At 60.6% G+C, this 23,025-nt stretch carries 21 protein-coding genes; all 21 read left to right on the forward strand.

The window, feature by feature from the left end:
* Positions 1–94 precede the first annotated feature (94 nt).
* The 21 genes from BMY73_RS07685 to flhA all read left to right on the forward strand — a co-directional run bounded on the left by BMY73_RS07685 (position 95) and on the right by flhA (position 23,017).
* A complete protein-coding gene (locus BMY73_RS07685) occupies positions 95–1,315 on the forward strand; it encodes a sensor histidine kinase (protein WP_371914955.1) in 1,221 nt (406 codons plus the stop codon).
* Entirely contained in the window at positions 1,312–2,739 is a 1,428-nt protein-coding gene (locus BMY73_RS07690) for a sigma-54-dependent transcriptional regulator (protein ID WP_092406209.1), read from the forward strand. The genes BMY73_RS07685 and BMY73_RS07690 overlap by 4 nt, the downstream gene beginning before the upstream one ends.
* Positions 2,740–3,003: 264 nt before the next feature.
* Positions 3,004–3,333 (forward strand): flagellar hook-basal body complex protein FliE, encoded by a 330-nt coding sequence (gene fliE, locus BMY73_RS07695; protein ID WP_062386014.1) that lies wholly within the window; start codon positions 3,004–3,006, stop codon positions 3,331–3,333.
* Between the two features lie 14 nt (positions 3,334–3,347).
* Positions 3,348–5,126: a flagellar basal-body MS-ring/collar protein FliF gene (gene fliF, locus BMY73_RS07700; protein WP_062386012.1), complete on the forward strand. Its 1,779-nt coding sequence runs from the start codon at positions 3,348–3,350 to the stop codon at positions 5,124–5,126.
* Positions 5,119–6,138 carry a flagellar motor switch protein FliG gene (fliG, locus tag BMY73_RS07705; protein ID WP_062386011.1) on the forward strand — a complete coding sequence of 340 codons (1,020 nt, stop codon included), beginning with the start codon at positions 5,119–5,121 and terminating at the stop codon, positions 6,136–6,138. The genes fliF and fliG overlap by 8 nt, the downstream gene beginning before the upstream one ends.
* 15 nt (positions 6,139–6,153) lie before the next feature.
* Complete coding sequence (fliH, locus tag BMY73_RS07710) at positions 6,154–6,972, forward strand: flagellar assembly protein FliH (protein WP_092406211.1); 819 nt, start codon at positions 6,154–6,156, stop codon at positions 6,970–6,972.
* Positions 6,962–8,320 carry a flagellar protein export ATPase FliI gene (gene fliI, locus BMY73_RS07715; RefSeq protein WP_062386007.1) on the forward strand — a complete coding sequence of 453 codons (1,359 nt, stop codon included), beginning with the start codon at positions 6,962–6,964 and terminating at the stop codon, positions 8,318–8,320. Before fliH ends, fliI begins: the two co-directional genes overlap by 11 nt.
* A gap of 6 nt (positions 8,321–8,326) precedes the next feature.
* The gene (fliJ, locus tag BMY73_RS07720) at positions 8,327–8,776 is read left to right on the forward strand and encodes a flagellar export protein FliJ (protein ID WP_062386006.1); all 450 of its coding nucleotides are present in this window, start codon (positions 8,327–8,329) and stop codon (positions 8,774–8,776) included.
* A gap of 946 nt (positions 8,777–9,722) precedes the next feature.
* Positions 9,723–10,025, forward strand: coding sequence for an STAS domain-containing protein (locus tag BMY73_RS07725; RefSeq protein ID WP_062386004.1), 303 nt, complete (start codon positions 9,723–9,725; stop codon positions 10,023–10,025).
* Positions 10,025–11,737 (forward strand): ATP-binding SpoIIE family protein phosphatase, encoded by a 1,713-nt coding sequence (locus BMY73_RS07730; RefSeq protein WP_062386003.1) that lies wholly within the window; start codon positions 10,025–10,027, stop codon positions 11,735–11,737. Before BMY73_RS07725 ends, BMY73_RS07730 begins: the two co-directional genes overlap by 1 nt.
* 81 nt (positions 11,738–11,818) lie before the next feature.
* Entirely contained in the window at positions 11,819–12,160 is a 342-nt protein-coding gene (locus BMY73_RS07735) for an Hpt domain-containing protein (protein ID WP_092406368.1), read from the forward strand.
* 78 nt (positions 12,161–12,238) lie between these two features.
* Positions 12,239–13,657, forward strand: coding sequence for a flagellar hook-length control protein FliK (locus BMY73_RS07740; RefSeq protein WP_092406213.1), 1,419 nt, complete (start codon positions 12,239–12,241; stop codon positions 13,655–13,657).
* 255 nt (positions 13,658–13,912) lie between these two features.
* Positions 13,913–14,416: a flagellar basal body-associated protein FliL gene (fliL, locus tag BMY73_RS07745; RefSeq protein WP_092406215.1), complete on the forward strand. Its 504-nt coding sequence runs from the start codon at positions 13,913–13,915 to the stop codon at positions 14,414–14,416.
* Between the two features lie 9 nt (positions 14,417–14,425).
* The gene (gene fliM, locus BMY73_RS07750; RefSeq protein WP_062385997.1) at positions 14,426–15,394 is read left to right on the forward strand and encodes a flagellar motor switch protein FliM; all 969 of its coding nucleotides are present in this window, start codon (positions 14,426–14,428) and stop codon (positions 15,392–15,394) included.
* A gap of 75 nt (positions 15,395–15,469) precedes the next feature.
* Positions 15,470–15,934, forward strand: coding sequence for a flagellar motor switch protein FliN (gene fliN, locus BMY73_RS07755; protein ID WP_092406217.1), 465 nt, complete (start codon positions 15,470–15,472; stop codon positions 15,932–15,934).
* A 72-nt stretch (positions 15,935–16,006) separates the two neighbouring features.
* Positions 16,007–16,495, forward strand: coding sequence for a flagellar biosynthetic protein FliO (gene fliO, locus BMY73_RS07760; RefSeq protein WP_092406370.1), 489 nt, complete (start codon positions 16,007–16,009; stop codon positions 16,493–16,495).
* A complete protein-coding gene (gene fliP, locus BMY73_RS07765; protein WP_092406219.1) occupies positions 16,495–17,238 on the forward strand; it encodes a flagellar type III secretion system pore protein FliP in 744 nt (247 codons plus the stop codon). Before fliO ends, fliP begins: the two co-directional genes overlap by 1 nt.
* Positions 17,239–17,263: 25 nt before the next feature.
* The gene (gene fliQ, locus BMY73_RS07770; RefSeq protein ID WP_062385992.1) at positions 17,264–17,533 is read left to right on the forward strand and encodes a flagellar biosynthesis protein FliQ; all 270 of its coding nucleotides are present in this window, start codon (positions 17,264–17,266) and stop codon (positions 17,531–17,533) included.
* Positions 17,534–17,539: 6 nt separating this feature from the next.
* Positions 17,540–18,325: a flagellar biosynthetic protein FliR gene (gene fliR, locus BMY73_RS07775; RefSeq protein WP_062385990.1), complete on the forward strand. Its 786-nt coding sequence runs from the start codon at positions 17,540–17,542 to the stop codon at positions 18,323–18,325.
* A gap of 1 nt (position 18,326) precedes the next feature.
* The gene (gene flhB / locus BMY73_RS07780) at positions 18,327–19,466 is read left to right on the forward strand and encodes a flagellar biosynthesis protein FlhB (RefSeq protein WP_062385988.1); all 1,140 of its coding nucleotides are present in this window, start codon (positions 18,327–18,329) and stop codon (positions 19,464–19,466) included.
* 1,421 nt (positions 19,467–20,887) lie between these two features.
* A complete protein-coding gene (flhA, locus tag BMY73_RS07785) occupies positions 20,888–23,017 on the forward strand; it encodes a flagellar biosynthesis protein FlhA (protein ID WP_092406222.1) in 2,130 nt (709 codons plus the stop codon).
* Positions 23,018–23,025: the final 8 nt, after the last annotated feature.

Raw genomic sequence — 23,025 nt, forward strand, 5'->3', positions numbered from 1 at the left:
TTTTTCGGCACGAGGATTGCTATGTCTCTTGCAACATACCGTTTACTGACGGTTCGCCACGCGAGAGATCAACACTATGCCCCAGGCCGCTCAGATGTCTTCCGAACCTGATTTACCGGGTTCGCACGTGCAGCCGTCCCCGGAAGCGGAAAGTCGTCAGGGACTGGAACAGGCATTTGCCCTGTTCAGCCAGATGTCGACACAACTGACTGACTCCTACAGCTTGCTGGAGGCGCGGGTCACCGAACTCAAGGGAGAACTGGCGGTTGTCAGTGCTCAGCGGATGCAGGAGCTGGCCGAGAAAGAGCGACTGGCCAACCGTCTGCAGAACCTGCTCGATCTGTTGCCGGGCGGTGTGATCGTCATCGACGCCCACGGCATGGTCCGCGAAGCCAACCCTGCCGCTCTGGACCTGCTCGGCGAGCCGCTGGTGGGCATGCTCTGGCGCCATGTGATTGCCCGGTGTTTTGCACCGCGCGAGGACGACGGACACGAAATCTCGCTGAAAGACGGTCGTCGCCTGTCGATTGCGACCCGATCTCTCGATGCGGAACCCGGTCAACTGGTCCTGCTCAACGACCTGACTGAAACCCGTCACTTGCAAAGTCAGCTGGCGCGCCATGAGCGTCTGTCGTCACTGGGCCGGATGGTGGCTTCGCTGGCGCATCAGATTCGTACACCCCTGTCGGCGGCGATGATCTATGCCAGCCATTTGACCGAGCAGGCGTTGAATGTGGAGACACAGCAGCGCTTCGCCGGCCGTTTGAAGGAGCGGCTGCACGAACTCGAACATCAGGTGCGCGACATGCTGGTGTTCGCGCGGGGCGAGTTGCCGCTGACCGACCGTCTCACGCCCAGTCAATTGGTCGGCGCCCTTGAATCCGCCGCGCAGACGCATGTCCGCGACGCGTCGGTGCGTTGGCAGTGCGATGACCTCAGCGGCGAGCTGCTGTGCAACCGGGATACGCTGGTCGGTGCGTTGCTCAATCTGATTGAGAATGCGGTGCAGGCGAGCGCCGGTCGGTCCCGTATCAAAATTCATGCATACGGTCGCGGCAGTACGCTGCGTCTGTGTATCAGTGACAACGGCAGTGGCATTGATGCGACCGCGCTGGCCCGTATCGGTGAGCCGTTTTTCACCACCAAGGCGACAGGCACCGGGCTGGGGCTGGCCGTGGTCACAGCGGTGGCGCGTGCTCATCAGGGGCAGGTGCAATTTCGTTCGCGTCCAGGGCGCGGCACCTGTGCCATCGTTTCCTTGCCGCTGATTCCGGGCATCGGCGCAGCGGTCACCACGGGGGGGGAGGACTCATGACGATCAAGGTATTGCTGGTCGAAGACGACCCCTCACTGCGCGAGGCGCTGGGCGAAACCCTGGCGCTCGCCGGGCATGACTATCGCGCCGTCGGTTCGGCCGAAGAGGCGCTTCTGGCCGCCGCCGAGGCGTCGTTCAGTCTGGTGGTCAGCGACGTCAACATGCCGGGTATGGACGGTCATCAATTACTCAGTCAGCTGCGCACGCGTTACCCGCAGCTACCTGTGCTGTTAATGACGGCACACGGTGCGGTGGATCGGGCGGTGGAAGCGATGCGTCAAGGCGCCGCCGATTATCTGGTCAAGCCGTTCGAGCCCAAGGCATTGCTGGCACTGGTCGCACGCCATGCCCTCGGGCGGCTTGGGCCAGCGGACGGTGAAGGGCCGATTGCGGTCGAGCCTGCCAGCGTACAACTGCTGAGTCTGGCGAGCCGTGTGGCCAAAAGCGATTCCACGGTGTTGATTTCGGGCGAGTCGGGAACCGGTAAAGAAGTGCTGGCGCGTTTTATCCACCAGCAATCGCCGCGTGCCGGAAAGCCGTTCATTGCCATCAACTGCGCGGCGATTCCGGACAACATGCTTGAAGCGACGTTGTTTGGTCACGAGAAAGGCTCGTTCACCGGCGCGATTGCTGCACAGCCCGGGAAGTTTGAACAAGCCGATGGCGGCACCCTTCTGCTCGACGAGATCTCGGAAATGCCGATGGCTTTACAAGCCAAGCTGCTGCGTGTCCTGCAAGAGCGGGAAGTGGAGCGGGTTGGTGCGCGCAAACCCATTGCGCTGGACATTCGTGTCCTGGCGACCACCAACCGCGACCTGGCGGGCGAAGTGGCGGCGGGCCGTTTCCGTGAGGACCTGTTCTATCGTCTGTCGGTATTCCCGTTGGCGTGGCAGTCGCTGCGTCAGCGTCCCGCCGACATCTTGCCGCTGGCCGAGCGCCTTTTGGCCAAACACGTCAATAAAATGAAGCATGCGCCGGTGCGTCTCTCGGCTGAGGCGCAGAAGTGCCTGGTCGGATACAGCTGGCCGGGGAACGTACGCGAGCTGGACAACGCGGTGCAGCGCGCGCTCATCCTGCAGCAGGGCGGGGTGATTCAGGCGGAAGATTTCTGCCTGACCGGCCCTGTCACCTCCGCATCCATCTCGACGCCAGCGCCAGTCCTTCAGGTTCCGTCGACGGTGCCGACAACCTCCAGCGCCATGGATTCGTCGCTCGAGGCAGTGGGTGGCGATCCGGGAAGTGCGCTGGGTGAAGACCTACGGCGTCGTGAGTTCCAGATGATCATCGACACGCTGCGGGCCGAGCGCGGCCGGCGTAAGGAAGCGGCCGAGCGTCTGGGGATCAGCCCTCGTACGTTGCGCTACAAGCTGGCGCAGATGCGGGATGCCGGGATGGATGTCGAAGGTTATCTGTTCGCTTCCTGAATGAATACAGACCGAAACCCTGACCTGTGGGAGCCGGCTTGCTGGCGAATGCTGGGTGTCAGACACCTCAAGTGTTGATTGATACACCGCATTCGCCAGCAAGCCGGCTCCCACATCGATTTTCGTACCGTTCTATTTCTGACCCCCTAATACTTTCATGATAGCTGGCGCTATGCCGCTATTGGTCTGGCACCGTTGTTGCTACTACATGGGTAATCGCTAAATCCGTGTCAAAAATTTGCGGGCCCTTTGAGAGAGAAGTCCATGAGCCAAGGTGTTGAATTTAATCGCTTGATGCTGGACATGCGCTCCATGCAAATGGACGCCATGGCCAAGCCCAAGGCTATCGAGGCGCCGCAGCAGACGGGCGCAACCAGTTTTTCCGACATGCTCGGCATGGCGGTGAACAAGGTCAACGATACACAGCAGGCGTCCAACCAATTGGCGACTGCCTTTGAGATGGGCAAGAGTGGCGTGGATCTCACCGACGTGATGATTTCCTCGCAGAAAGCCAGCGTGTCCTTTCAGGCGCTGACCCAGGTACGCAACAAGCTGGTCCAGGCGTACCAAGACATTATGCAAATGCCGGTTTGAGGACGATCTAAGTCATGGCTGAAGCCGTCGCCGATAACGTACCCGCCAAAACGGGTGCGACAGGAAGCAAACCACCGATGTTCGGTTTGGCGTTCCTGCAAAATCTGTCCGAGATGACCATGCTGCGGCAGGTCGGCCTCATGGTCGGTCTGGCTGCAAGCGTGGCGATTGGTTTTGCCGTCGTGCTTTGGTCGCAACAACCGGACTACAAGCCGCTTTATGGCAGTCTTTCCGGCATGGACACCAAGCAGGTGATGGACACGTTGGCACAAGCCGACATTCCGTACACCGTTGAGCCGAACTCCGGTGCCTTGCTGGTCAAGTCCGAGGACCTGGCCCGTGCGCGTATCAAGCTGGCCGGTGCCGGCATCGCGCAGACCGACGGCAACGTCGGCTTCGAGATTCTCGACAAGGACCAGGGGCTGGGCACCAGCCAGTTCATGGAAGCCACGCGCTATCGCCGTGGCCTGGAAGGCGAACTGGCACGCACCATTTCGAGCCTGAACAACATCAAGGCTGCTCGTGTACACCTGGCGATTCCGAAAAGCTCGGTGTTCGTTCGTGATGATCGCAAACCCACCGCTTCGGTGCTGGTGGAGATGTATGCCGGTCGCACCCTTGAGCCGGGCCAGGTGATGGCCATCGTCAACCTGGTGGCGACCAGTGTGCCGGAACTGACCAAATCCCAGGTCACCGTCGTCGACCAGAAAGGCAACCTGCTGTCCGATCAGGTGGAAAACTCCGAGCTGACCATGGCCGGCAAGCAGTTCGACTACACCCGTCGCATGGAAACCATGCTCACGCAACGCGTGCAGAACATTCTGCAGCCGGTGCTGGGCAATGACCGTTACAAGGCTGAGGTTTCGGCGGACCTTGACTTCAGTGCGGTGGAATCCACCGCCGAAAGCTTCAACCCCGACCAGCCGGCGCTGCGCAGTGAGCAGACCACCACGGAACAACGCTCCAGCGGCAGCGGTCCGCAAGGCGTTCCGGGGGCACTGAGCAACCAGCCACCCGGCCCGGCGACTGCACCGCAGAACGCCACCGCCGCTGCAGGCGGTGCCGCAGGCCCGATCGCCCCTGGCCAGCCGCTGCTGGACGCCAACGGTCAGCAGATCATGGACCCGGCCACTGGTCAGCCAATGCTGGCGCCATACCCGGCGGACAAGCGTAACCAGTCGACCAAGAACTTTGAGCTGGACCGTTCCATCAGTCACACCAAGCAACAGCAAGGCAAGATCAATCGCCTTTCCGTTGCCGTCGTCGTGGACGATCAGGTAAAGGTGAACCCGGCCAATGGTGAAACCACCACGGTGCCGTGGACCGCTGACCAGTTGGCGCGCTTCACCCGGCTGGTGCAGGACGCCGTGGGCTTCGACGCCAGCCGTGGCGACAGCGTCAGTGTGATCAACGTGCCGTTCTCGACCGATCGTGGCGAAGTGATTCCGGACATTCCGTTCTACTCTCAACCGTGGTTCTGGGACATCGTCAAACAGGCCATGGGTGTGTTGTTCATCCTGGTGCTGGTGTTCGGTGTGCTGCGTCCGGTGCTGAACAACATCACCAATCCGAAGAGCAAGCACGCTGACGGTGACGTCGAACTGGGCGGCATGGTCGGTCTGGACGGTGAACTGGCGAACGACCGCGTGAGTCTGGGCGGTCCGCAAAGCATTCTGCTGCCTAGCCCGAGCGAGGGTTATGACGCGCAGCTCAACGCAATCAAGAGCCTGGTGGCTGAAGACCCGGCTCGTGTGGCTCAGGTCGTAAAAGAGTGGATCAACACAGATGAGTGATAGTCGTGCTGCTGCGGTCAAACTGACCCGAGTTGATAAGGCTGCGATCCTGCTGCTCACCCTGGGTGAGACGGATGCTGCGCAAGTGTTGCGTCACATGGGCCCTAAAGAGGTTCAGCGTGTCGGCGTGGCCATGGCGCAAATGCGCAATGTGCACCGCGAGCAGGTCGAGCAGGTGATGAGCGAGTTCGTCGACGTCGTCGGGGACCAGACTGGCGTCGGCATCGGCTCGGACGGCTACATTCGCAAGATGCTCACGCAGGCATTGGGCGAAGACAAGGCCAACGGCCTCATCGACCGGATCCTGCTAGGTGGCAATACCAGCGGCCTGGACAGCCTGAAGTGGATGGAGCCGCGCGCTGTCGCGGACGTCATCCGCTACGAGCACCCGCAGATTCAGGCCATCGTCGTCGCCTATCTGGACGCCGACCAGGCCGGTGAGGTGCTGAGCCATTTCGACCACAAGGTGCGGCTGGACATCATCCTGCGCGTCTCCTCGTTGAACACCGTGCAGCCAGCGGCATTGAAAGAATTGAACCAGATCCTCGAGAAGCAGTTCTCGGGCAACGCCAACACGTCGCGTACCACCCTTGGCGGTATCAAGCGTGCCGCGGACATCATGAACTTCCTCGACAGCTCGATCGAAGGCCAGCTCATGGATTCGATCCGCGAAGTGGACGAAGACCTGTCGACGCAGATCGAAGACCTCATGTTCGTCTTCAACAACCTGTCCGATGTCGACGATCGTGGCATTCAGGCCTTGCTGCGCGAAGTGTCCTCCGATGTGCTGGTCCTGGCACTCAAGGGATCGGACGACGCCATCAAGGAAAAGATTTTCAAGAACATGTCCAAACGTGCCGCCGAGCTGCTGCGCGACGATCTGGAGGCCAAAGGCCCGGTTCGCGTCAGCGACGTGGAAGCTGCCCAGAAAGAGATCCTCACCATTGCCCGTCGTATGGCGGAGGCCGGGGAGATCGTGCTCGGCGGCAAAGGTGGCGAGGAAATGATTTAACAGTAGGTGCAGTCGATGTTCAGCTCCGATAAAGAAGCACCCAGCGAGCTCATCCGCGCCAAGGATCTGCGCGGGTTGGATGTCTGGGCCTTGCCCAGCTTCGACCCTGAGGTGCAGGCGCCAGAGCCTGAACCGGTGGCCGAAGAGCCGGAGCCTGCCGAAAGCGAAGAAGTGCCGCTGGAAGAAGTCCAGCCACTGACCCTGGAAGAGTTGGAAAGCATCCGCCAGGACGCCTACAACGAAGGTTTCGCCATTGGTGAAAAGGAAGGTTTTCACAGCACGCAGCTCAAGGTGCGTCAGGAGGCGGAAGTCGCCCTGACCGCCAAGCTGGAGAGCCTGGAAACCTTGATGACGCACCTGTTCGAGCCCATCGCCGATCAGGACGCGCAGATCGAAAAATCGCTGATTCAACTGGTCGAGCACCTCGCTCGCGAAGTGATCCAGCGTGAATTGAAAACCGATTCCAGCCAGATCGGCAAAGTCCTGCAGGACGCGTTGCGCCTGCTGCCGATGGGCGCCAACAACGTGCGCATTCTGGTCAACTCGCAGGATTTCGCTCAAGTCAAAGCGCTGCGTGAACGCCATGAAGAAAGCTGGCGCATTCTTGAGGATGACACCTTGCAGCCGGGCGGTTGCCGGGTCGAAACCGAACACAGCCGCATCGATGCCACCGTCGAGACACGCTTGAGCGTGGCGATTGCCAAGATGTTCGATCAGTTGCACGAACAGGCCCTGCACCCGGCTGCGCCGGACGTCAGTGTCGACCTCGAAGCGGCGATCAAAAGTGCCGAAGACGTGATGCAGAAGCACGCGGACGCCTCCGATGCGTCTTGATCGCACCAGCTTCGGCAAGCGCCTGAGCACCTACGCCGATGCGATCAAGCTGCCGATTCAGCCGGTGGTCGAAGGGCGCCTGTTGCGGATGGTCGGCCTGACGCTTGAAGCCGAAGGGCTGCGCGCCGCCATGGGCAGCCGCTGTGTCGTGATCAACGACGACAGCCATCACCCGGTGGAAGTCGAAGCCGAAGTCATGGGGTTTGCCGGCGGCAAGGTCTTTCTGATGCCGGTGGGCAGTGTGGCCGGGATCGCCCCGGGCGCACGCGTGGTGCCGTTACCAGACACCGGGCGCTTGCCGATGGGCATGACCATGCTCGGCCGCGTGCTCGATGGCGCCGGTCGTCCACTGGATGGCAAGGGCGGTATGAAAGCCGAGGACTGGGTGCCGCTGGACGGGCCGACCATCAACCCGCTCAAACGCGACCCGATCAGCGTGCCGCTGGACGTGGGTATTCGGTGCATCAACGGGTTGTTGACGGTCGGGCGCGGCCAGCGTCTGGGGCTGTTCGCCGGTACCGGCGTGGGCAAGAGTGTGCTGCTCGGCATGATGACCCGCTTCACCGAGGCCGACATCATCGTCGTCGGGTTGATCGGTGAACGGGGCCGTGAGGTGAAGGAGTTCATCGAACACATCCTTGGCGAGGAGGGCCTCAAACGGTCGGTGGTCGTGGCGTCACCCGCGGACGACGCGCCGTTGATGCGTTTGCGCGCGGCCATGTACTGCACGCGCATTGCCGAATATTTCCGCGACAAGGGCAAGAACGTCCTGCTGCTGATGGACTCTCTGACCCGTTTCGCCCAGGCCCAGCGGGAAATTGCCCTCGCCATCGGCGAACCCCCGGCGACCAAGGGCTATCCGCCTTCGGTGTTCGCCAAGCTGCCAAAACTGGTGGAGCGGGCGGGTAACGCCGAGAAGGGCGGAGGTTCGATCACGGCGTTCTATACCGTTCTGTCCGAAGGCGACGACCAACAGGACCCGATCGCCGACTCGGCGCGGGGCGTGCTGGACGGGCACATCGTGCTGTCCCGGCGCCTGGCCGAGGAGGGGCATTACCCGGCCATCGACATCGAAGCGTCCATCAGCCGGGTCATGCCGTCGGTGGTCGATCCGCAGCACATGGTGCAGGCGCAGTATTTCAAGCAGCTGTGGTCGCGCTATCAGCAAAGCCGCGACTTGATCAGCGTCGGCGCTTATGTGGCCGGCGGTGATCGCGAAACCGACCTCGCCATCAACTTGCAACCGCAGCTGGTGCAGTACCTGCGTCAGGGGCTGCACGACAACGAAAGCATGCAAAGCAGCGAGGCTCAGTTGGCGAAGATCTTCAATCCTCAGGGCGGGAGCTGATAGGTCATGGCCCAGAGCCGCGCGGCACGTCTGGCTCCCGTCGTGGACATGGCGGAAAAGGCCGAGAAAACCGCCGTCCAGCGCCTGGGGCATTTTCAGGGGCAGGTCCGGCTGGCCGAGGCCAAGCTGGGCGATCTGGAAAGGTTTCGTTCCGACTACCAGCAGCAGTGGATCGATAAAGGCGCGCATGGCGTGTCGGGTCAGTGGCTGATGAACTATCAGCGCTTTCTCAATCAACTGGAAACGGCGGTCAGTCAGCAACGTCAGAGTCTGGCCTGGCACCAGAACAACGTGAACAAGGCGCGTGACGAATGGCAGAAGGCCTATGCGCGGGTCGAGGGTTTGCGCAAGCTGGTGCAGCGGTATATCGATGAGGCGCGTGCGCTGGAGGACAAGCGCGAGCAAAAGCTGCTGGATGAGCTGTCGCAGCGGTTGCCTCGGCATGAGGCGTTTTGAGGTTTTGGATCGTGTGTGGTCAGTTCTTTCGGTGGTGATTTTTGGGTTCTGGCTAACGCCAGAGCTGTTCCGCCTTCGGCGGATTACTTGAAAACCGGAATGCCGGACCATCCCCAATTGACCCGGGGTCCTGGCTCTCGCGGCATCCATGCCGCTAGGCCCACTGCGCATCGCCTGCGTTCAGCCTGCACCCAAGTCGCGTTTGGTGGTGTCTGGACTGTCGCGGACACGAACAACGCGGGCTGGAGCTAACGCTCTTCGCATTATTGGTTCGTGCATCTATCTCCCGCTCGCCACCCCCTAACCGTAGGAGCGTGGCTTGTCCCGCGATCTGCCGGGAACCGGCAGCAAGACCTGTGTATGCGGAGTGTCAGGCATGATTGAGTCGCCTGATTTTGCTACCGCTGCGCGGCAGATCGCGGGACAAGCCACGCTCCTACAGGCTCGGCGTCAGCCTGATATTTTCGCTCCTGCTCCTGCTCCTGCTCCTGCTCTGCTTTTGCTTTTCCTGCCTCGTCAGTCCAGACACCACAAAGCGCGACTTGGGTGCAGGCTGAACGCAGGCGGCGTGGAGTGGGTCGAGCGGCATGGATGCCGCGAGAGCGCCGTCAGGGCATGGATGCCCGTTCGGCGCGGGCCCACGGAGCGTCGCCGGAGCGAAGGAACCCGACGAAGTCGGGCCAAACCGGGAGTTCGGACCCTTGGTTACTTGGGGTCTTTTCAAGTAACCCGCCGAAGGCGGAACAGGTCTGGCGTTAGCCAGAATCAGGGCAAGCGCCTGTTTACCAGGGTGGTGCGACAACCCGACTTTTCAAGTAACTCGCCGAAGGCGAAACAATCTGGCCGTTACGGCGAATGTAAGCGCTGCAATCTTCCATTTGCCCCTCCGCACAAGCAATGCTAAAACTTCAACCGTCTGACGTCGTTTCATATAAAGGATTTGTTCATGTCAGTAACTTCCGATCGTTCACCAGACGAGCAGCAACTGACCATCAAGATCAAGGGACGCTTCGATTTCTCGACGCATCAGGACTTCCGCGGTGCTTACGAAAAAGAAACCAAGGCCAAGCGTTACGTGGTCGATTTGAAAGAAACCAATTACCTCGACAGTTCTGCGTTAGGCATGCTTTTGCTGTTGCGCGATCACGCCGGGGGCGAGCGGGCTGATGTGCGGTTGGAAAACTGCAGCGCAGACGTCGTCAAAATCCTCGCCATCTCCAACTTCTCCAAACTCTTCCGCATCGGCTGATGACGGGATCTGCGCCACCTGAGCGCCTGAAGATTCTCATCGCCGATGACAACGCCAGTGACCGCATGCTGCTCTCGGCGATTATCAGCCGTCAGGGGCATGAGGTGCTGAGCGCGAGCGATGGCGCCGAAGCGGTGGCGCTGTTCGAGCGTAATCGTCCGCAATTGGTGTTGATGGACGCGTTGATGCCGGTCATGGACGGTTTCGAGGCGGCCCGGCGGATCAAGGAGCTGGCGGGCGAAGCGCTGGTGCCGATCATCTTCCTGACCTCGTTGACCGAAGGCGAAGGACTGGCCCGCTGCCTGGACGCCGGAGGGGACGATTTCGTTGCCAAGCCTTATAACCAAAGCGTGTTGGCGGCCAAGATCAACGCGATGAACCGCCTGCGACTGCTTCAGGAAACCGTCCTGCAGCAGCGTGATCTCATTGCCCGGCATCATAAGTACCTGCTCAACGAGCAGCGCGTGGCCAAGGCCGTGTTTGACCAGATCGCCCATTCCGGTTGCCTGAGCGCCCCGAATATCCGCTACCTGCAATCGCCTTACGCGTTGTTCAATGGCGATCTGCTGCTCGCCGCGTGGGCGCCCTCCGGCAACATGCATGTGTTGCTGGGTGACTTTACCGGCCACGGCTTGCCGGCGGCGGTCGGGGCGATGCCGCTGGCCGAAGTGTTTTATGGCATGACGGCCAAAGGTTACGGCTTGCCGGAGACCCTCCGCGAAATGAACGCCAAGCTCAAGCGCATCCTGCCGGTGGACATGTTCTGCTGTGCGGCGCTGATCAGCGTGAATTTCAAACAGCACCTGGTGGAGGTCTGGAACGGGGGGCTGCCGGACGGGTATCTGCTGCATGCCGATGGTCGGCCGCATACCCCGCTGGTGTCAGCGCATCTGCCGTTGGGCGTGTTGAGCGCCAACAGTTTTGACGACAACACTCAGGTGTATCCCTTTGGTGCCGGCGATCGAGTGTTTCTGTTGTCCGACGGGGTGGTCGACAGCACCGACGAAAGCGGTGAGATGTTTGGCACCCGCCGGCTGCAGAACGTATTCGTTTCCAACCGTAATCCCGCGATGTTGATCGAGGAAGTGCAATGGGCATTGGCGCGTTTTCGCGGGCAAGTGCGTGATGACGTCAGCATGGTCGAAGTGGGCTTTACGCAGCCTGAATTGCTGGGGCCGCCCTCGGTTATTTACACCGACAGTGGCGATTCGAGCCCGCTGGACTGGTCGGCGACGTTCGAATTCCGCGCGTCAACGCTCAAACGCTTCAATCCGCTGCCGTATCTCTTGCAACTGCTGCAGGAAGTTCACGGCCTGCGCCTGCAGAGCAGCGAGTTGTACATTGTGCTCTCCGAGCTCTACAGCAATGCGTTGGAGCATGGGGTGCTGGGGCTGGATTCGGCGCTTAAACGCGATGCCGAGGGTTTTGCGCTTTACTACCAGCAACGCGGCGAGCGTCTGGATGCACTGGACCGAGGATTCATCCGTTTTAATTTCCAGATAATCCCGGTCGGGCAGGGTGGTCGTCTCATCGTCGAAGTGCACGACAGCGGCAGTGGCTTCGACGCTCAGCAGGTCTTGTCGTTGCCGCCGGCGGTGGAACAGTTGTCCGGCCGTGGCCTGAGCCTGGTCCGGCAACTCAGCGACCGCTGCCAGTGGTCGCCGGATGGCCGTACAGCCTGTGTGGAGTTTGCCTGGAAGGGTCTGGCATAATCCGGCGATTCTTGATCAAGGAGCGAGCAAGTGTCGGACGAACATGTGGATGTGAGCGTTCTCGGAACGTTGCGCGACGTGATGGAGGGCGAATACCCGGCCTTGCTCGACGTTTTCATCAAGGATTCGGAGAAGCGCGTCGGGGAGCTGAATCAGCTGATCAGCGCACCTGGCTTCTCGGCCGAGTCTGCAGCGCACCTGAAGCCGTTGGGCATGATGGCCCATAGTTTCAAAGGCAGCAGCGGGAACATGGGGGCTACTCGTCTGACTGAACTGTGCCGCTTGCTTGAAGAGCATGCGCGCAGTCAGGCTTCTGCCAGCAGTACGGTGATCAACCAACTGGTGCAGGCCATCACCGACGAATTCAGCGTGGTCCGGGATCTGTTCGATGTCGAATTGCAGGCCTGCGCGCATCGTCGTTAATCCCGCTTATCGCCGCGCCGCCGAACTGGCCCGCCATTTGCTAGATCTCTGTGCAATCGTGCTCTTGCGGAGATCATCATGGCCCTTGCCAACAATCCTTTACTTGCGGCTCTGACGGCTGCCAAAGCCCAGAAGGCCAGTGCCAGCACTTCGGTAAAGGCGCCTGACCCCGTCAAGGACAAGACTTCCAGCTTCTCAACCGTCTTCGCCAAACAGGCGGCGCCCAAGCCCTCCAGCGTCGACGACTCGCCGGCCAGGCCGGTGAGCGCCAAGAGTTCGGCAGTCGACAAGAAGGACAGTGTCAGTCATCCGTCTGCCGCTCCCGACAAAACCGTTGCCGATAGCGGCAATGGCTTGCCTGCCAAAACGGTCAACGGGAAATCCGACAGCAGCGCCGGCAACGGTGCCAGCGACGATGACGACGATGACATCAAAGACGACACCACGAGCACGGCGGACGCTTCCACTGACGCGACACTGGCTGACACGCCGGTTACCGACCCGACACTGGTCGTGACCCCGCCTGTTCAGGAGCCGGCCCCACAGGTTGTGGACCCCCAAATCGTGGATCCCGCGACGCTGCTGTCCAACAGTGGCGCACCGGTTGTGCCGCCGCCCGTGGTCCAGGCGCCGACTGACGCCACCGACGACACCTTCGACCCGTCGGCTGACCCGTTGGAAGGGTTGACGGCTGTGCAGGTCGCGCTGGAAAACAAGGCGCAACAGAACACTCAGGCGACGGGTCACTCCGCCGAGGCGGGCAAGACGTCCGGCAAGCAGGACCCGAACGCCGATCCGGCGCAGTTGCTGGCCGGGAGCCTCGCGGCAGCAGGTGACCAAGCGGTTGACAAGGACGCCACCGAGGGCGGCGGCGACAAGGCATTCAGCGGGTTGCTCGCTGACGGCTTGAAAGACGTGAAGGGGGCGAGCAGCGACACGCGCGTGGATAATTTTGCTGAACGTCTGGCAGCGCTCTCCCAGGCCGCTCAGACCAAGACCAATGCCGCCCCCCCTGCGCCGTTGATGAACCAGCCCTTGGCAATGAATCAGGGCGGCTGGACGGAGGGCGTGGTCAACCGCGTGATGTACCTCTCCAGTCAGAACCTCAAGCAGGCGGATATTCAACTGGAACCGGCGGAGTTGGGGCGCCTCGACATTCGCGTCAATATGGCGGCGGACCAGCAAACCCAAGTGACGTTCATGAGCGCCCACGTCGGTGTGCGTGAGGCGCTGGAAAGCCAGATGTCACGTTTGCGTGACTCCTTTGCCCAGCAGGGCATGGGTCAGGTCGATGTCAATGTGTCGGATCAGTCCCGCAACATGCAGCAGCAGGCGCAGCAACAGTCCGGTGGCGACGCCCAACGCGGCAACGGCACCGGTCGGTCCAATGGCGGCAGCGATCTGATCGCGGACGGCGCACCGGTCGATGCGGCCACTGCGGCAGCCAGTGCGCCGTTGACGGTGGTGGGTTCCAGCGCGGTCGATTATTACGCCTGATCCTGCGTGTCATAACTGTGGGAGCGCGCTTGCTCGCGAAGGCTAAAGGTCCGGCACTGGAGAATTGTCCGCCGGGCCCCCGTTTTCGCGAGCAAGCTCGCTCCCTCAGGTCGTTTCATGGCCTATGACGGGCGCCGTCGGTCCATCGACTTCGAATCGAAAGCTTCAAACTCCGCTTGCGCCAACTCTGGCACAACCCTTGCTCTTCCTCTGTCACGCAACCCTGAACCCCTTGGATAGTGACGGATTATTGGCATGGCGAAGAGCGACGACGCAGTTAAAGACCCCGCGAAAAAAGGCAAGCTAAAGGTCATCATTCTCATCGTGGTGGGCTTGTTGCTGGCGATCGGTCTGTCGGTCGGCGCCACATGGTTCATCATGCACAAAGCCGAGAGCAAGCCTGACCCTGCCGCCGCCGCCGAGGCCGCGAACGTCAAGAAGGAAGCGATCTTCGAACCGCTGACGCCGCCCTTTGTCGTTAACTACAACGTCAATGGCCGTCAGCGTTACATGCAGGTCAGCATTACTTTGCTGGCTCGTGATCATGCGGATCTCGAAGCGTTGAAAGTTCACATGCCGGTCATTCGCAACAACCTGGTCATGATGTTCTCCGGTCAGCCGTTCGACACCCTCACGACCCCGGTCGGTATGGAGATGCTGCGCCAGAAAGCCGCTGCCGTCGTGCAGGAAGTCGGCCAGAAGGAGCTGAACAAAAGCGTCATCGAACAGGTACTTTTCACTAACTACGTATTGCAGTAGGACCACGACATGGCCGTGCAAGACCTGCTGTCCCAGGATGAAATCGACGCGCTGTTGCATGGCGTGGACGATGGTCTGGTGCAGACCGAAAGCGTCATCGAACCTGGCAGCGTCAAGAGTTACGACCTGACCAGCCAGGACCGCATCGTCCGCGGACGCATGCCGACCCTGGAAATGATCAACGAGCGTTTCGCGCGCTACACGCGCATCAGCATGTTCAACCTGCTGCGTCGCTCCGCCGACGTTGCAGTGGGCGGTGTGCAGGTAATGAAGTTCGGGGAATACGTGCACTCGCTGTACGTGCCGACCAGCCTGAACCTGGTGAAGATCAAACCGTTGCGCGGCACCGCACTGTTCATCCTGGACGCCAAGCTGGTGTTCAAGCTGGTGGATAACTTTTTCGGAGGCGACGGCCGCCACGCCAAGATCGAAGGCCGTGAGTTCACGCCGACCGAGTTGCGGGTGGTGCGCATCGTCCTCGATCAGGCGTTCATCGACCTGAAAGAAGCCTGGCAGGCGATCATGGAGGTCAATTTCGAGTACATCAACTCCGAAGTGAACCCGGCCATGGCCAACATCGTCGGCCCGAGTGAAGCGATCGTGGTATCGACCTTCCACATCGAACTCGACGGCGGTGGCGGCGATCTGCACGTGACCATGCCGTATTCGATGATCGAGCCGGTGCGCGAAATGCTCGACGCCGGTTTCCAGTCGGATCTGGACGATCAGGACGAGCGCTGGGTCAACGCATTGAAACAGGACGTGCTCGACGTATCGGTGCCGATGAGTGCCACGGTCGCCCGTCGTCAGCTGAAATTGCGCGATGTACTGCACATGCAGCCCGGCGATGTGATTCCGGTGGAGCTCCCGGAACATCTGGTGATGCGTGCCAATGGGGTGCCAACGTTCAAGGTCAAACTGGGTTCGCACAAGGGTAATCTCGCCCTGCAAGTGATCGAACCGGTAGAACGCCGCTGACGATTTGTCGTCAAGGTCAGAACGAACGGTTAAACGATTTGCTGTTTCAACGAATATTGCTCGCCGAGGACAACCATGGCTGATGAAAACGAAATGAACTCCACAGACGACCAGGCACTGGCCGACGAGTGGGCTGCTGCCTTGGGTGAAGCGGGAGAGGGTGGTCAGGCGGATATCGACGCGCTCCTGGCCGCCGACGCTGGCCATTCGTCCTCCAACCGACTGGCGATGGAAGAGTTCGGCAGCATGCCGAAGAACAACGCCCCGGTGACCCTGGACGGCCCGAATCTGGACGTGATCCTCGACATTCCGGTGTCGATTTCCATGGAAGTGGGCAGCACCGACATCAACATCCGCAACTTGCTGCAACTCAACCAGGGTTCGGTGATCGAGCTGGACCGTCTGGCCGGTGAGCCGCTCGACGTGCTGGTCAACGGTACGTTGATCGCCCACGGTGAAGTGGTGGTGGTGAACGAAAAGTTCGGTATTCGCCTGACCGATGTGATCAGCCCAAGCGAACGCATCAAGAAGCTGCGCTAAGTGGGCGGTTTTCTTGTGAAGGGGCTAAGGGCGCTAACAGGCGTGTCGTTGCTGGCGGTTTCATGGGCCGTCATGGCAGCTGATTCCGCAGCCCCCGCTGCAAGCGCGCCTGCCGCTGCGCCAGTGGCTGTGCCGCCCGCGTCGAGTGCGCTGAGCAGCGGGGTGGGCAGTCAGTTGTTGCAGCTGGTGCTCGGCCTGTTGTTGGTGGTCGGTCTGATTTTCGTCCTGGCCTGGCTGATGCGGCGGGTGCAGCGCGCAGGCCCGGCAGGCAATCAGGTGATTGAACTGGTGGGGTCACGCGCACTCGGTCCGCGCGACCGGCTGGTGCTGGTTCAGGTGGGCAACGAGCAGGTATTGCTGGGTGTTTCGCCGGGCAGTATCACGGCGCTGCACGTGATGAACGAGCCGGTCATCGTGCCCGAGACGCAGAACACGACGCCCGAATTCGCCCGGCGTCTCATGGAGGCGCTGGGGAACAAGGGTATGGCAGCGCCACGGGTCGACAAGACGCGTGCAGACACAGACGGTTCCGGCCACTCCGGTGAGAAGGATAAGAACTGATGCGCATTGTATTGACGCTGCTGTTGCTGCTGGCAGCGCCACTGGCGTTCGGTGCAGACCCGTTGTCGATCCCGGCGATCACGCTGGGCACGGGCGCCAATGGTCAGCAGGAGTATTCGGTCAGCCTGCAAATCCTGCTGATCATGACCGCGCTGAGCTTCATCCCGGCGTTCGTGATGCTGATGACCAGCTTCACCCGGATCATTATCGTGTTCTCGATCCTGCGTCAGGCCCTGGGCTTGCAGCAGACGCCCTCGAACCAGATTCTCACCGGCATGGCGCTCTTTCTGACGCTGTTCATCATGGCGCCGGTGTTCGACCGGGTGAATAACGACGCATTGCAGCCCTATCTGGCTGAAAAACTCAGCGCGCAGGACGCGGTGGCCAAGGCCGAAGTGCCGATCAAGGACTTCATGCTGGCGCAGACACGCTCCAGTGACCTGGACCTGTTCATGCGACTGTCCAAGCGCACTGACATTCCAACGCCCGATGCCGCGCCGCTGACGATCATCGTTCCGGCCTTCGTGACCTCGGAATTGAAGACCGCGTTTCAGATCGGTTTCATGATTTTCATCCCGTTTCTGATCATCGACCTGGTGGTCGCCAGCGTGCTCATGGCCATGGGGATGATGATGCTGTCACCGCTGATCATTTCGCTGCCGTTCAAAATCATGCTGTTCGTGCTGGTGGATGGCTGGGCGTTGATCATTGGTACGCTGGCCGGCAGCTTTGGTGGCGTATGAGCCCGTTTGAAGAGGAGTGCGCCGCATGACCCCTGAAGTGGCTGTGGACCTGTTTCGCGAAGCGCTATGGCTGACCACCACCATGGTGGCAATTCTTGTGGTACCCAGTCTCATCGTCGGCCTGATCGTGTCGATGTTTCAGGCGGCGACCCAGATCAACGAACAGACGTTGAGCTTCCTGCCACGGCTGCTGGTGATGCTGGTCACCTTGATCGTTGTGGGTCCATGGCTGGTGCGGACCTTCATGGAATACATCATTTCGCTGTACACCAGCATTCCCCAAGTGATCGGCTGACCCTCGATGGAACCTGTGCTGGCGCTGACCGACACGCAGATCAGCACCTGGGTCGCGGCCTTCATGTTGCCGCTGTTTCGCATCGCGGCGGTGCTGATGACCATGCCGATCTTTGGCACGACGCTGGTCCCGACGCGCGTGCGCCTCTACCTTTCCCTGGCGATTACCGTGGTGGTCGCACCCAGCCTGCCGCCCATGCCGTCGGTTCATGCGCTGGACCTCAGCGCGCTCTTGTTGATCGCCGAGCAGATCATCATCGGTGCCGCGTTGGGGTTATCGCTGCAGTTGTTCTTCCAGGCGTTCGTGATCGCCGGCCAGATCATCGCGCTCCAGATGGGCATGGGTTTCGCGTCCATGGTTGATCCGGTCAACGGCGTGTCCGTGGCGGTCATCGGGCAGTTCTTCACCATGCTGGTGACGCTGCTGTTTCTGGCGATGAATGGCCATCTGGTGGTGTTCGAGGTGTTGATCGAGAGCTTTACGACATTGCCGGTTGGAGACGGGTTGGTAGTGGCCAATTTCTGGGAACTGGTTCTGCGGCTGGGCTGGGTACTCGGCGCTGCCTTGGTCCTGGTGTTGCCGGCCATTACGGCGCTGCTGGTGGTCAACATCGCCATGGGCGTGATGACACGGGCGGCGCCGCAGTTGAACATCTTCTCCATCGGTTTCCCGCTGACGCTGGTGCTGGGCATGGGTATTCTGTGGATCACGCTCGGCGACATTCTCAATCAGTATCAACCGCTGGCGGTCGACGCTTTGCAGTTGCTCAAGGAAATGGTCAAGGCGCGCTAACATGGCTGAAAGCGAGAGCGGTCAAGACAAAACAGAAGACCCCACGGACAAGCGAAAGAAAGAGTCCCGGGAAAAGGGCGAGATCGCCCGCTCCAAAGAACTCAATACCGTCATCGTCATGATCGTCGGCGCTGCGGGTCTGCTGGCCTTTGGCGGCTCGATGGCTGAGATGATGATGCAGTTGATGCGCGACAACTTCACCATTTCTCGCGCGGCGTTGATGGATGAACGCAGCATGGGACTGATGCTGCTGATCTCCGGCAAGGCAGCTTTGCTGTCGGTCCAGCCGTTGCTGGTGGCGCTGACCATTGCCGCGCTCGTCGGCCCGATTTCCCTGGGCGGATGGCTCTTCGCGGCCGGGTCGATGGCGCCCAAGTTCAGCCGTTTGAACCCCGCAGCCGGCCTCAAGCGCATGGTGTCGCCCAAGGCATTGATCGAGCTGCTCAAGTCGCTGGCCAAGTTTTTCATCGTGCTGGTGGTGGCACTCGTGGTGCTGTCCAAAGACAAGGCCGATTTGCTGGCCATTGCCCACGAGCCCCTGGAAATGGCGATGATCCACAGCCTGCAACTGGTGGGCTGGAGCACATTGTGGATGGCGTTCGGCTTGCTGATCATCGCGGCAGTGGACGTGCCGGTGCAGTTGTGGGAGGCGCACAAGAAGCTGCTGATGACCAAGCAGGAAGTGCGCGACGAGCACAAGGACAGTGAAGGGCGGCCGGAGGTCAAGCAGCGGATTCGTCAGTTGCAGCGCGAGATGTCGCAGCGGCGGATGATGTCGGCGATTCCCGAAGCCGATGTCGTCATCACCAACCCGACTCACTATGCCGTGGCGCTCAAGTACGACCAGGACAAGGGCGGGGCGCCGGTGCTGCTGGCCAAGGGCAGTGATTTCATGGCGCTGAAGATTCGCGAGATTGCAGCGCAGCATCAGATCCTGTTGCTGGAATCGCCTGCGTTGGCGCGTTCGATCTATTACAGCACGGAGCTTGAGCAGGAGATCCCGGCGGGGTTGTACCTGGCGGTGGCTCAGGTGTTGGCGTATGTGTACCAGATCCGGCAGTTTCGGCAGGGACGTGGCAAGCGGCCTGATCCTTTGCGGGATGATTTGCCGATTCCGCCGGATTTGAGGCGGGATTCGTAACGGGCGCTTGAGGCTTGTGGTTTGTGGCTTGAGATCAAGATCAACGGCGGTTCGTCCTGACGGCCGAACTGTTTCGCCTTCGGCGAGTTACTTGAAAAGACACCAAGTAATCAAGTGTCTGAACTCATGGTTGGGCTTCTCCTTCGTCGAAGTACCCTCACTCCGGCGACGCTTCGTGGTCCCGCGCCGAACGGGCATCCATGCCCTGACGGCGCTCTCGCGGCATCCATGCCGCTCGACCCACTCCGCATCGCCTGCGTTCGGCCTGCACCCAAGTCGCGTTTGGTGGCGTATGGACTAACGCGCACACGAGCAACCGGGCTGGAGCTAACGCTCATCGCTTTTTGATTCATGCATTCAACGTCCGCACGTCACCCTAACTGTAGGAGCGTGGCTTGTCCCGCGATCTGCCGGGAACCGGCAGCAAAGCCGGTGCACGCGGAGTGTCAGGCATAACCGAGTTGCCTGATTTTGCTGCCGCTGCGCGCCAGATCGCGGGCAAGCGCGCTCCTACAAGGAATGCGTCAGCCTGACGTTTCGACCGGCAGCAAGACCTGCGCATGCGGTGTGCCAGGCAGGACCGAGTCGCCTGATTTTGCTACCGCTGCGCGGCAGATCGCGGGACAAGCCACGCTCCTACGGGATTCCCGTCATCTGATGCTTTTTGATTTTGCTTTGATCGTTCCCACGCTCCGCGTGGTAACGCAGCGATCGACGCTCTGCGTCAACGTAGATGCGGAGCGTCTTGGGGGGGGCACATTCCCATGCAGAGCGTGGTGACAATCTGGACCATTAAGCGTCCGCACGCCACCCTCAACTGTAGGAGCGTGGCTTGTCCCGCGATCTGCCGGGAACCGGCAGCAAAGCCGGTGCATGCGGAGTGTCAGGCATAACCGGGTCGTCTGATTTTGCTGCCGCTGCGCGGCAGATCGCGGGACAAGCCACGCTCCTACAGGGACTGCGTCAGCCTGATATTTCTGCTGGTGCTCATGCGTTTGCCTTTGATCTTTATACCGAGAACGTTCAGACGCCGCAAAACGCGACTTGGGTGCAGGCTGAACGTAGGCGATGCGGAGTGGGTCGAGCGGCATGGATGCCGCGAGAGCGCCGTCAGGACATGGATGTCCGTTCGGCGCGGGCCCACGGAGCGTCGCCGGAGCGAAGGAACCCGACGAAGTCGGGCCTAACCGGGAGCTTGACCCTTGGTTACATGGGGTCTTTTCAAGTAACTCGCCGAAGGCGAAACATCGGCCGTTAGGCCGAGCCCTTTAGGCATACACAAAGTGCCAACCACCCCACAAATCCCATACTGGCACCTTGCTATTTTCAACCCGTTCCAAGAGTTGGACAGGTTTTTGCAATACCTGCATTACAACGCCTCTGGCGTCAAAAGTTTGATTTAACGCGCAGGTACAGAATCGGTGGATCGCTCTCAGTTAATCTCTAACGCTCGCATTGGACTGATCGGTCTGGGCCGTGGTCAGTTGGGTGTGCCGTTGCTGTTGCTGGTCATGCTGGCAATGATGATGTTGCCGATGCCGCCGTTCCTGCTGGACGTGTTCTTTACGTTCAACATCGCGCTGTCGATCGTTGTACTGCTCGTCTGCGTGTACGCCCTGCGTCCACTGGACTTCTCGGTCTTCCCGACCATCCTGCTGATCGCCACCCTGTTGCGGCTGGCGCTTAACGTCGCGTCCACCCGCGTCGTCATGCTCCACGGTCAGGACGGTCACGCCGCTGCCGGTAAGGTGATCCAGGCCTTCGGCGAGGTCGTGATCGGCGGTAATTACGTGGTCGGTATCGTGGTCTTCGCGATCCTGATGATCATCAACTTCGTCGTGGTGACCAAGGGTGCCGGTCGTATCTCCGAGGTGAGCGCGCGTTTCACCCTCGATGCGATGCCCGGTAAACAGATGGCGATCGACGCGGACCTCAACGCCGGCCTGATCGATCAACCCGAAGCCAAGCGCCGCCGTCTGGAAGTCGCTCAGGAAGCCGAGTTCTACGGTTCCATGGACGGTGCCAGCAAGTTCGTGCGCGGTGATGCCATTGCCGGCCTGCTGATTCTGTTCATCAACCTCATCGGCGGCATGCTGGTGGGTATCCTTCAACACAACATGACCTTCGCCGACGCAGGCAAGGTGTATGCCTTGCTGACCATCGGTGACGGTTTGGTGGCGCAATTGCCATCGCTGCTGCTGTCCACCGCCGCCGCGATCATGGTCACCCGGGCGTCCGGCTCGGAAGAAATGGGCAAGCTGGTCGGTCGCCAGATGTTCACCTCGCACAAGGCGCTGGCCGTTTCTGCCGGCATCATGATCGTGATGGGCCTGGTGCCGGGCATGCCGCATTTCTCGTTCATCAGCCTGGGGCTGGTGGCGGCGGGCGCTGCTTACCTGCTGTGGAAAAAGCAGAACATGGTCAAGCTGGCGGCCATTCAGGAGATCAAGCGTCAGCAGGAGTTGCTACCCGCGCCGAGCCGTGCGCAGGAATCCAAAGAGCTGGGCTGGGATGACGTGACCCCGATCGACATGATCGGCCTGGAAGTGGGCTATCGCCTGATTCCGCTGGTGGACCGTAACCAGGGTGGTCAGTTGCTGGCGCGGATCAAGGGCGTGCGCAAGAAGCTGTCGCAGGAGCTGGGCTTCCTGATGCCGACCGTTCACATTCGCGACAACCTCGATCTGGCACCGAGTGCCTATCGCTTGACGCTGATGGGCGTGACCCTGGCCGAGGCCGAGATTTATCCGGATCGAGAGCTTGCGATCAACCCGGGCCAGGTGTTTGGCAGCCTCAACGGCATCAATGCCAAAGACCCGGCGTTCGGTCTGGAAGCGGTGTGGATCGAGATCAGCCAGCGCGCTCAGGCGCAGTCGCTAGGCTATACCGTGGTGGATGCCAGCACAGTAGTGGCAACACACTTGAACCAGATTCTTTATAAACACTCTCATGAGTTGATCGGTCATGAGGAAGTCCAGCAATTGATGACGCTGCTGGCCAAAAGCTCGCCGAAGCTGGCAGAGGAGCTGGTCCCTGGCGTGCTGTCGTTGTCCGCGTTGCTCAAGGTGTTGCAGGCGCTGCTGGCCGAGCAGGTGCCAGTGCGCGATATTCGCAGTATTGCCGAGGCCATCGCCAACAATGCCGCGCGGAGTCAAGATACCGCCGCATTGGTGGCGGCTGTGCGGGTCGGTTTGTCCCGTGCAATCGTCCAAAGCATTGTCGGCATTGAGCCAGAGCTGCCTGTTATCACGCTTGAGCCAAGGTTGGAACAGATATTGCTCAATAGTCTGCAGAAGGCGGGTCAGGGTCAGGAAGAAGGCGTTTTGCTTGAGCCGAGCATGGCTGAGAAACTCCAGCGCTCGTTGATCGAAGCGGCGCAGCGTCAGGAGATGCAGGGTCAGCCGGTTATTTTGTTGGTCGCAGGTCCGGTTCGCGCCATGTTGTCCCGCTTTGGACGTCTGGCAGTACCGAATATGCATGTTTTGGCTTACCAGGAAATTCCTGACAATAAGCAAGTCACCATCGTAGCGACTGTCGGGCCGAACGGCTGAGGTAGTGA

Origin of the sequence: Pseudomonas sp. NFACC02, from assembly GCF_900110765.1 — a bacterium.
Classification (GTDB): domain Bacteria; phylum Pseudomonadota; class Gammaproteobacteria; order Pseudomonadales; family Pseudomonadaceae; genus Aquipseudomonas.

What these genes read in the sequence shown, in the direction of transcription:
- fliG (WP_062386011.1), top strand. Translation starts at nt 5,119, where the DNA reads ATGAGTGATAGTCGTGCTGCTGCGGTCAAACTGACCCGAGTTGATAAG.
- fliO (WP_092406370.1), top strand. Translation starts at nt 16,007, where the DNA reads ATGGCAGCTGATTCCGCAGCCCCCGCTGCAAGCGCGCCTGCCGCTGCG.
- BMY73_RS07725 (WP_062386004.1), top strand. Translation starts at nt 9,723, where the DNA reads ATGTCAGTAACTTCCGATCGTTCACCAGACGAGCAGCAACTGACCATC.
- fliR (WP_062385990.1), top strand. Translation starts at nt 17,540, where the DNA reads ATGGAACCTGTGCTGGCGCTGACCGACACGCAGATCAGCACCTGGGTC.
- fliP (WP_092406219.1), top strand. Translation starts at nt 16,495, where the DNA reads ATGCGCATTGTATTGACGCTGCTGTTGCTGCTGGCAGCGCCACTGGCG.
- fliJ (WP_062386006.1), top strand. Translation starts at nt 8,327, where the DNA reads ATGGCCCAGAGCCGCGCGGCACGTCTGGCTCCCGTCGTGGACATGGCG.
- BMY73_RS07735 (WP_092406368.1), top strand. Translation starts at nt 11,819, where the DNA reads ATGGAGGGCGAATACCCGGCCTTGCTCGACGTTTTCATCAAGGATTCG.
- BMY73_RS07685 (WP_371914955.1), top strand. Translation starts at nt 95, where the DNA reads ATGTCTTCCGAACCTGATTTACCGGGTTCGCACGTGCAGCCGTCCCCG.
- fliE (WP_062386014.1), top strand. Translation starts at nt 3,004, where the DNA reads ATGAGCCAAGGTGTTGAATTTAATCGCTTGATGCTGGACATGCGCTCC.
- fliM (WP_062385997.1), top strand. Translation starts at nt 14,426, where the DNA reads ATGGCCGTGCAAGACCTGCTGTCCCAGGATGAAATCGACGCGCTGTTG.
- fliH (WP_092406211.1), top strand. Translation starts at nt 6,154, where the DNA reads ATGTTCAGCTCCGATAAAGAAGCACCCAGCGAGCTCATCCGCGCCAAG.
- fliL (WP_092406215.1), top strand. Translation starts at nt 13,913, where the DNA reads ATGGCGAAGAGCGACGACGCAGTTAAAGACCCCGCGAAAAAAGGCAAG.
- BMY73_RS07740 (WP_092406213.1), top strand. Translation starts at nt 12,239, where the DNA reads ATGGCCCTTGCCAACAATCCTTTACTTGCGGCTCTGACGGCTGCCAAA.
- fliN (WP_092406217.1), top strand. Translation starts at nt 15,470, where the DNA reads ATGGCTGATGAAAACGAAATGAACTCCACAGACGACCAGGCACTGGCC.
- fliI (WP_062386007.1), top strand. Translation starts at nt 6,962, where the DNA reads ATGCGTCTTGATCGCACCAGCTTCGGCAAGCGCCTGAGCACCTACGCC.
- fliF (WP_062386012.1), top strand. Translation starts at nt 3,348, where the DNA reads ATGGCTGAAGCCGTCGCCGATAACGTACCCGCCAAAACGGGTGCGACA.
- flhB (WP_062385988.1), top strand. Translation starts at nt 18,327, where the DNA reads ATGGCTGAAAGCGAGAGCGGTCAAGACAAAACAGAAGACCCCACGGAC.
- BMY73_RS07690 (WP_092406209.1), top strand. Translation starts at nt 1,312, where the DNA reads ATGACGATCAAGGTATTGCTGGTCGAAGACGACCCCTCACTGCGCGAG.
- BMY73_RS07730 (WP_062386003.1), top strand. Translation starts at nt 10,025, where the DNA reads ATGACGGGATCTGCGCCACCTGAGCGCCTGAAGATTCTCATCGCCGAT.
- fliQ (WP_062385992.1), top strand. Translation starts at nt 17,264, where the DNA reads ATGACCCCTGAAGTGGCTGTGGACCTGTTTCGCGAAGCGCTATGGCTG.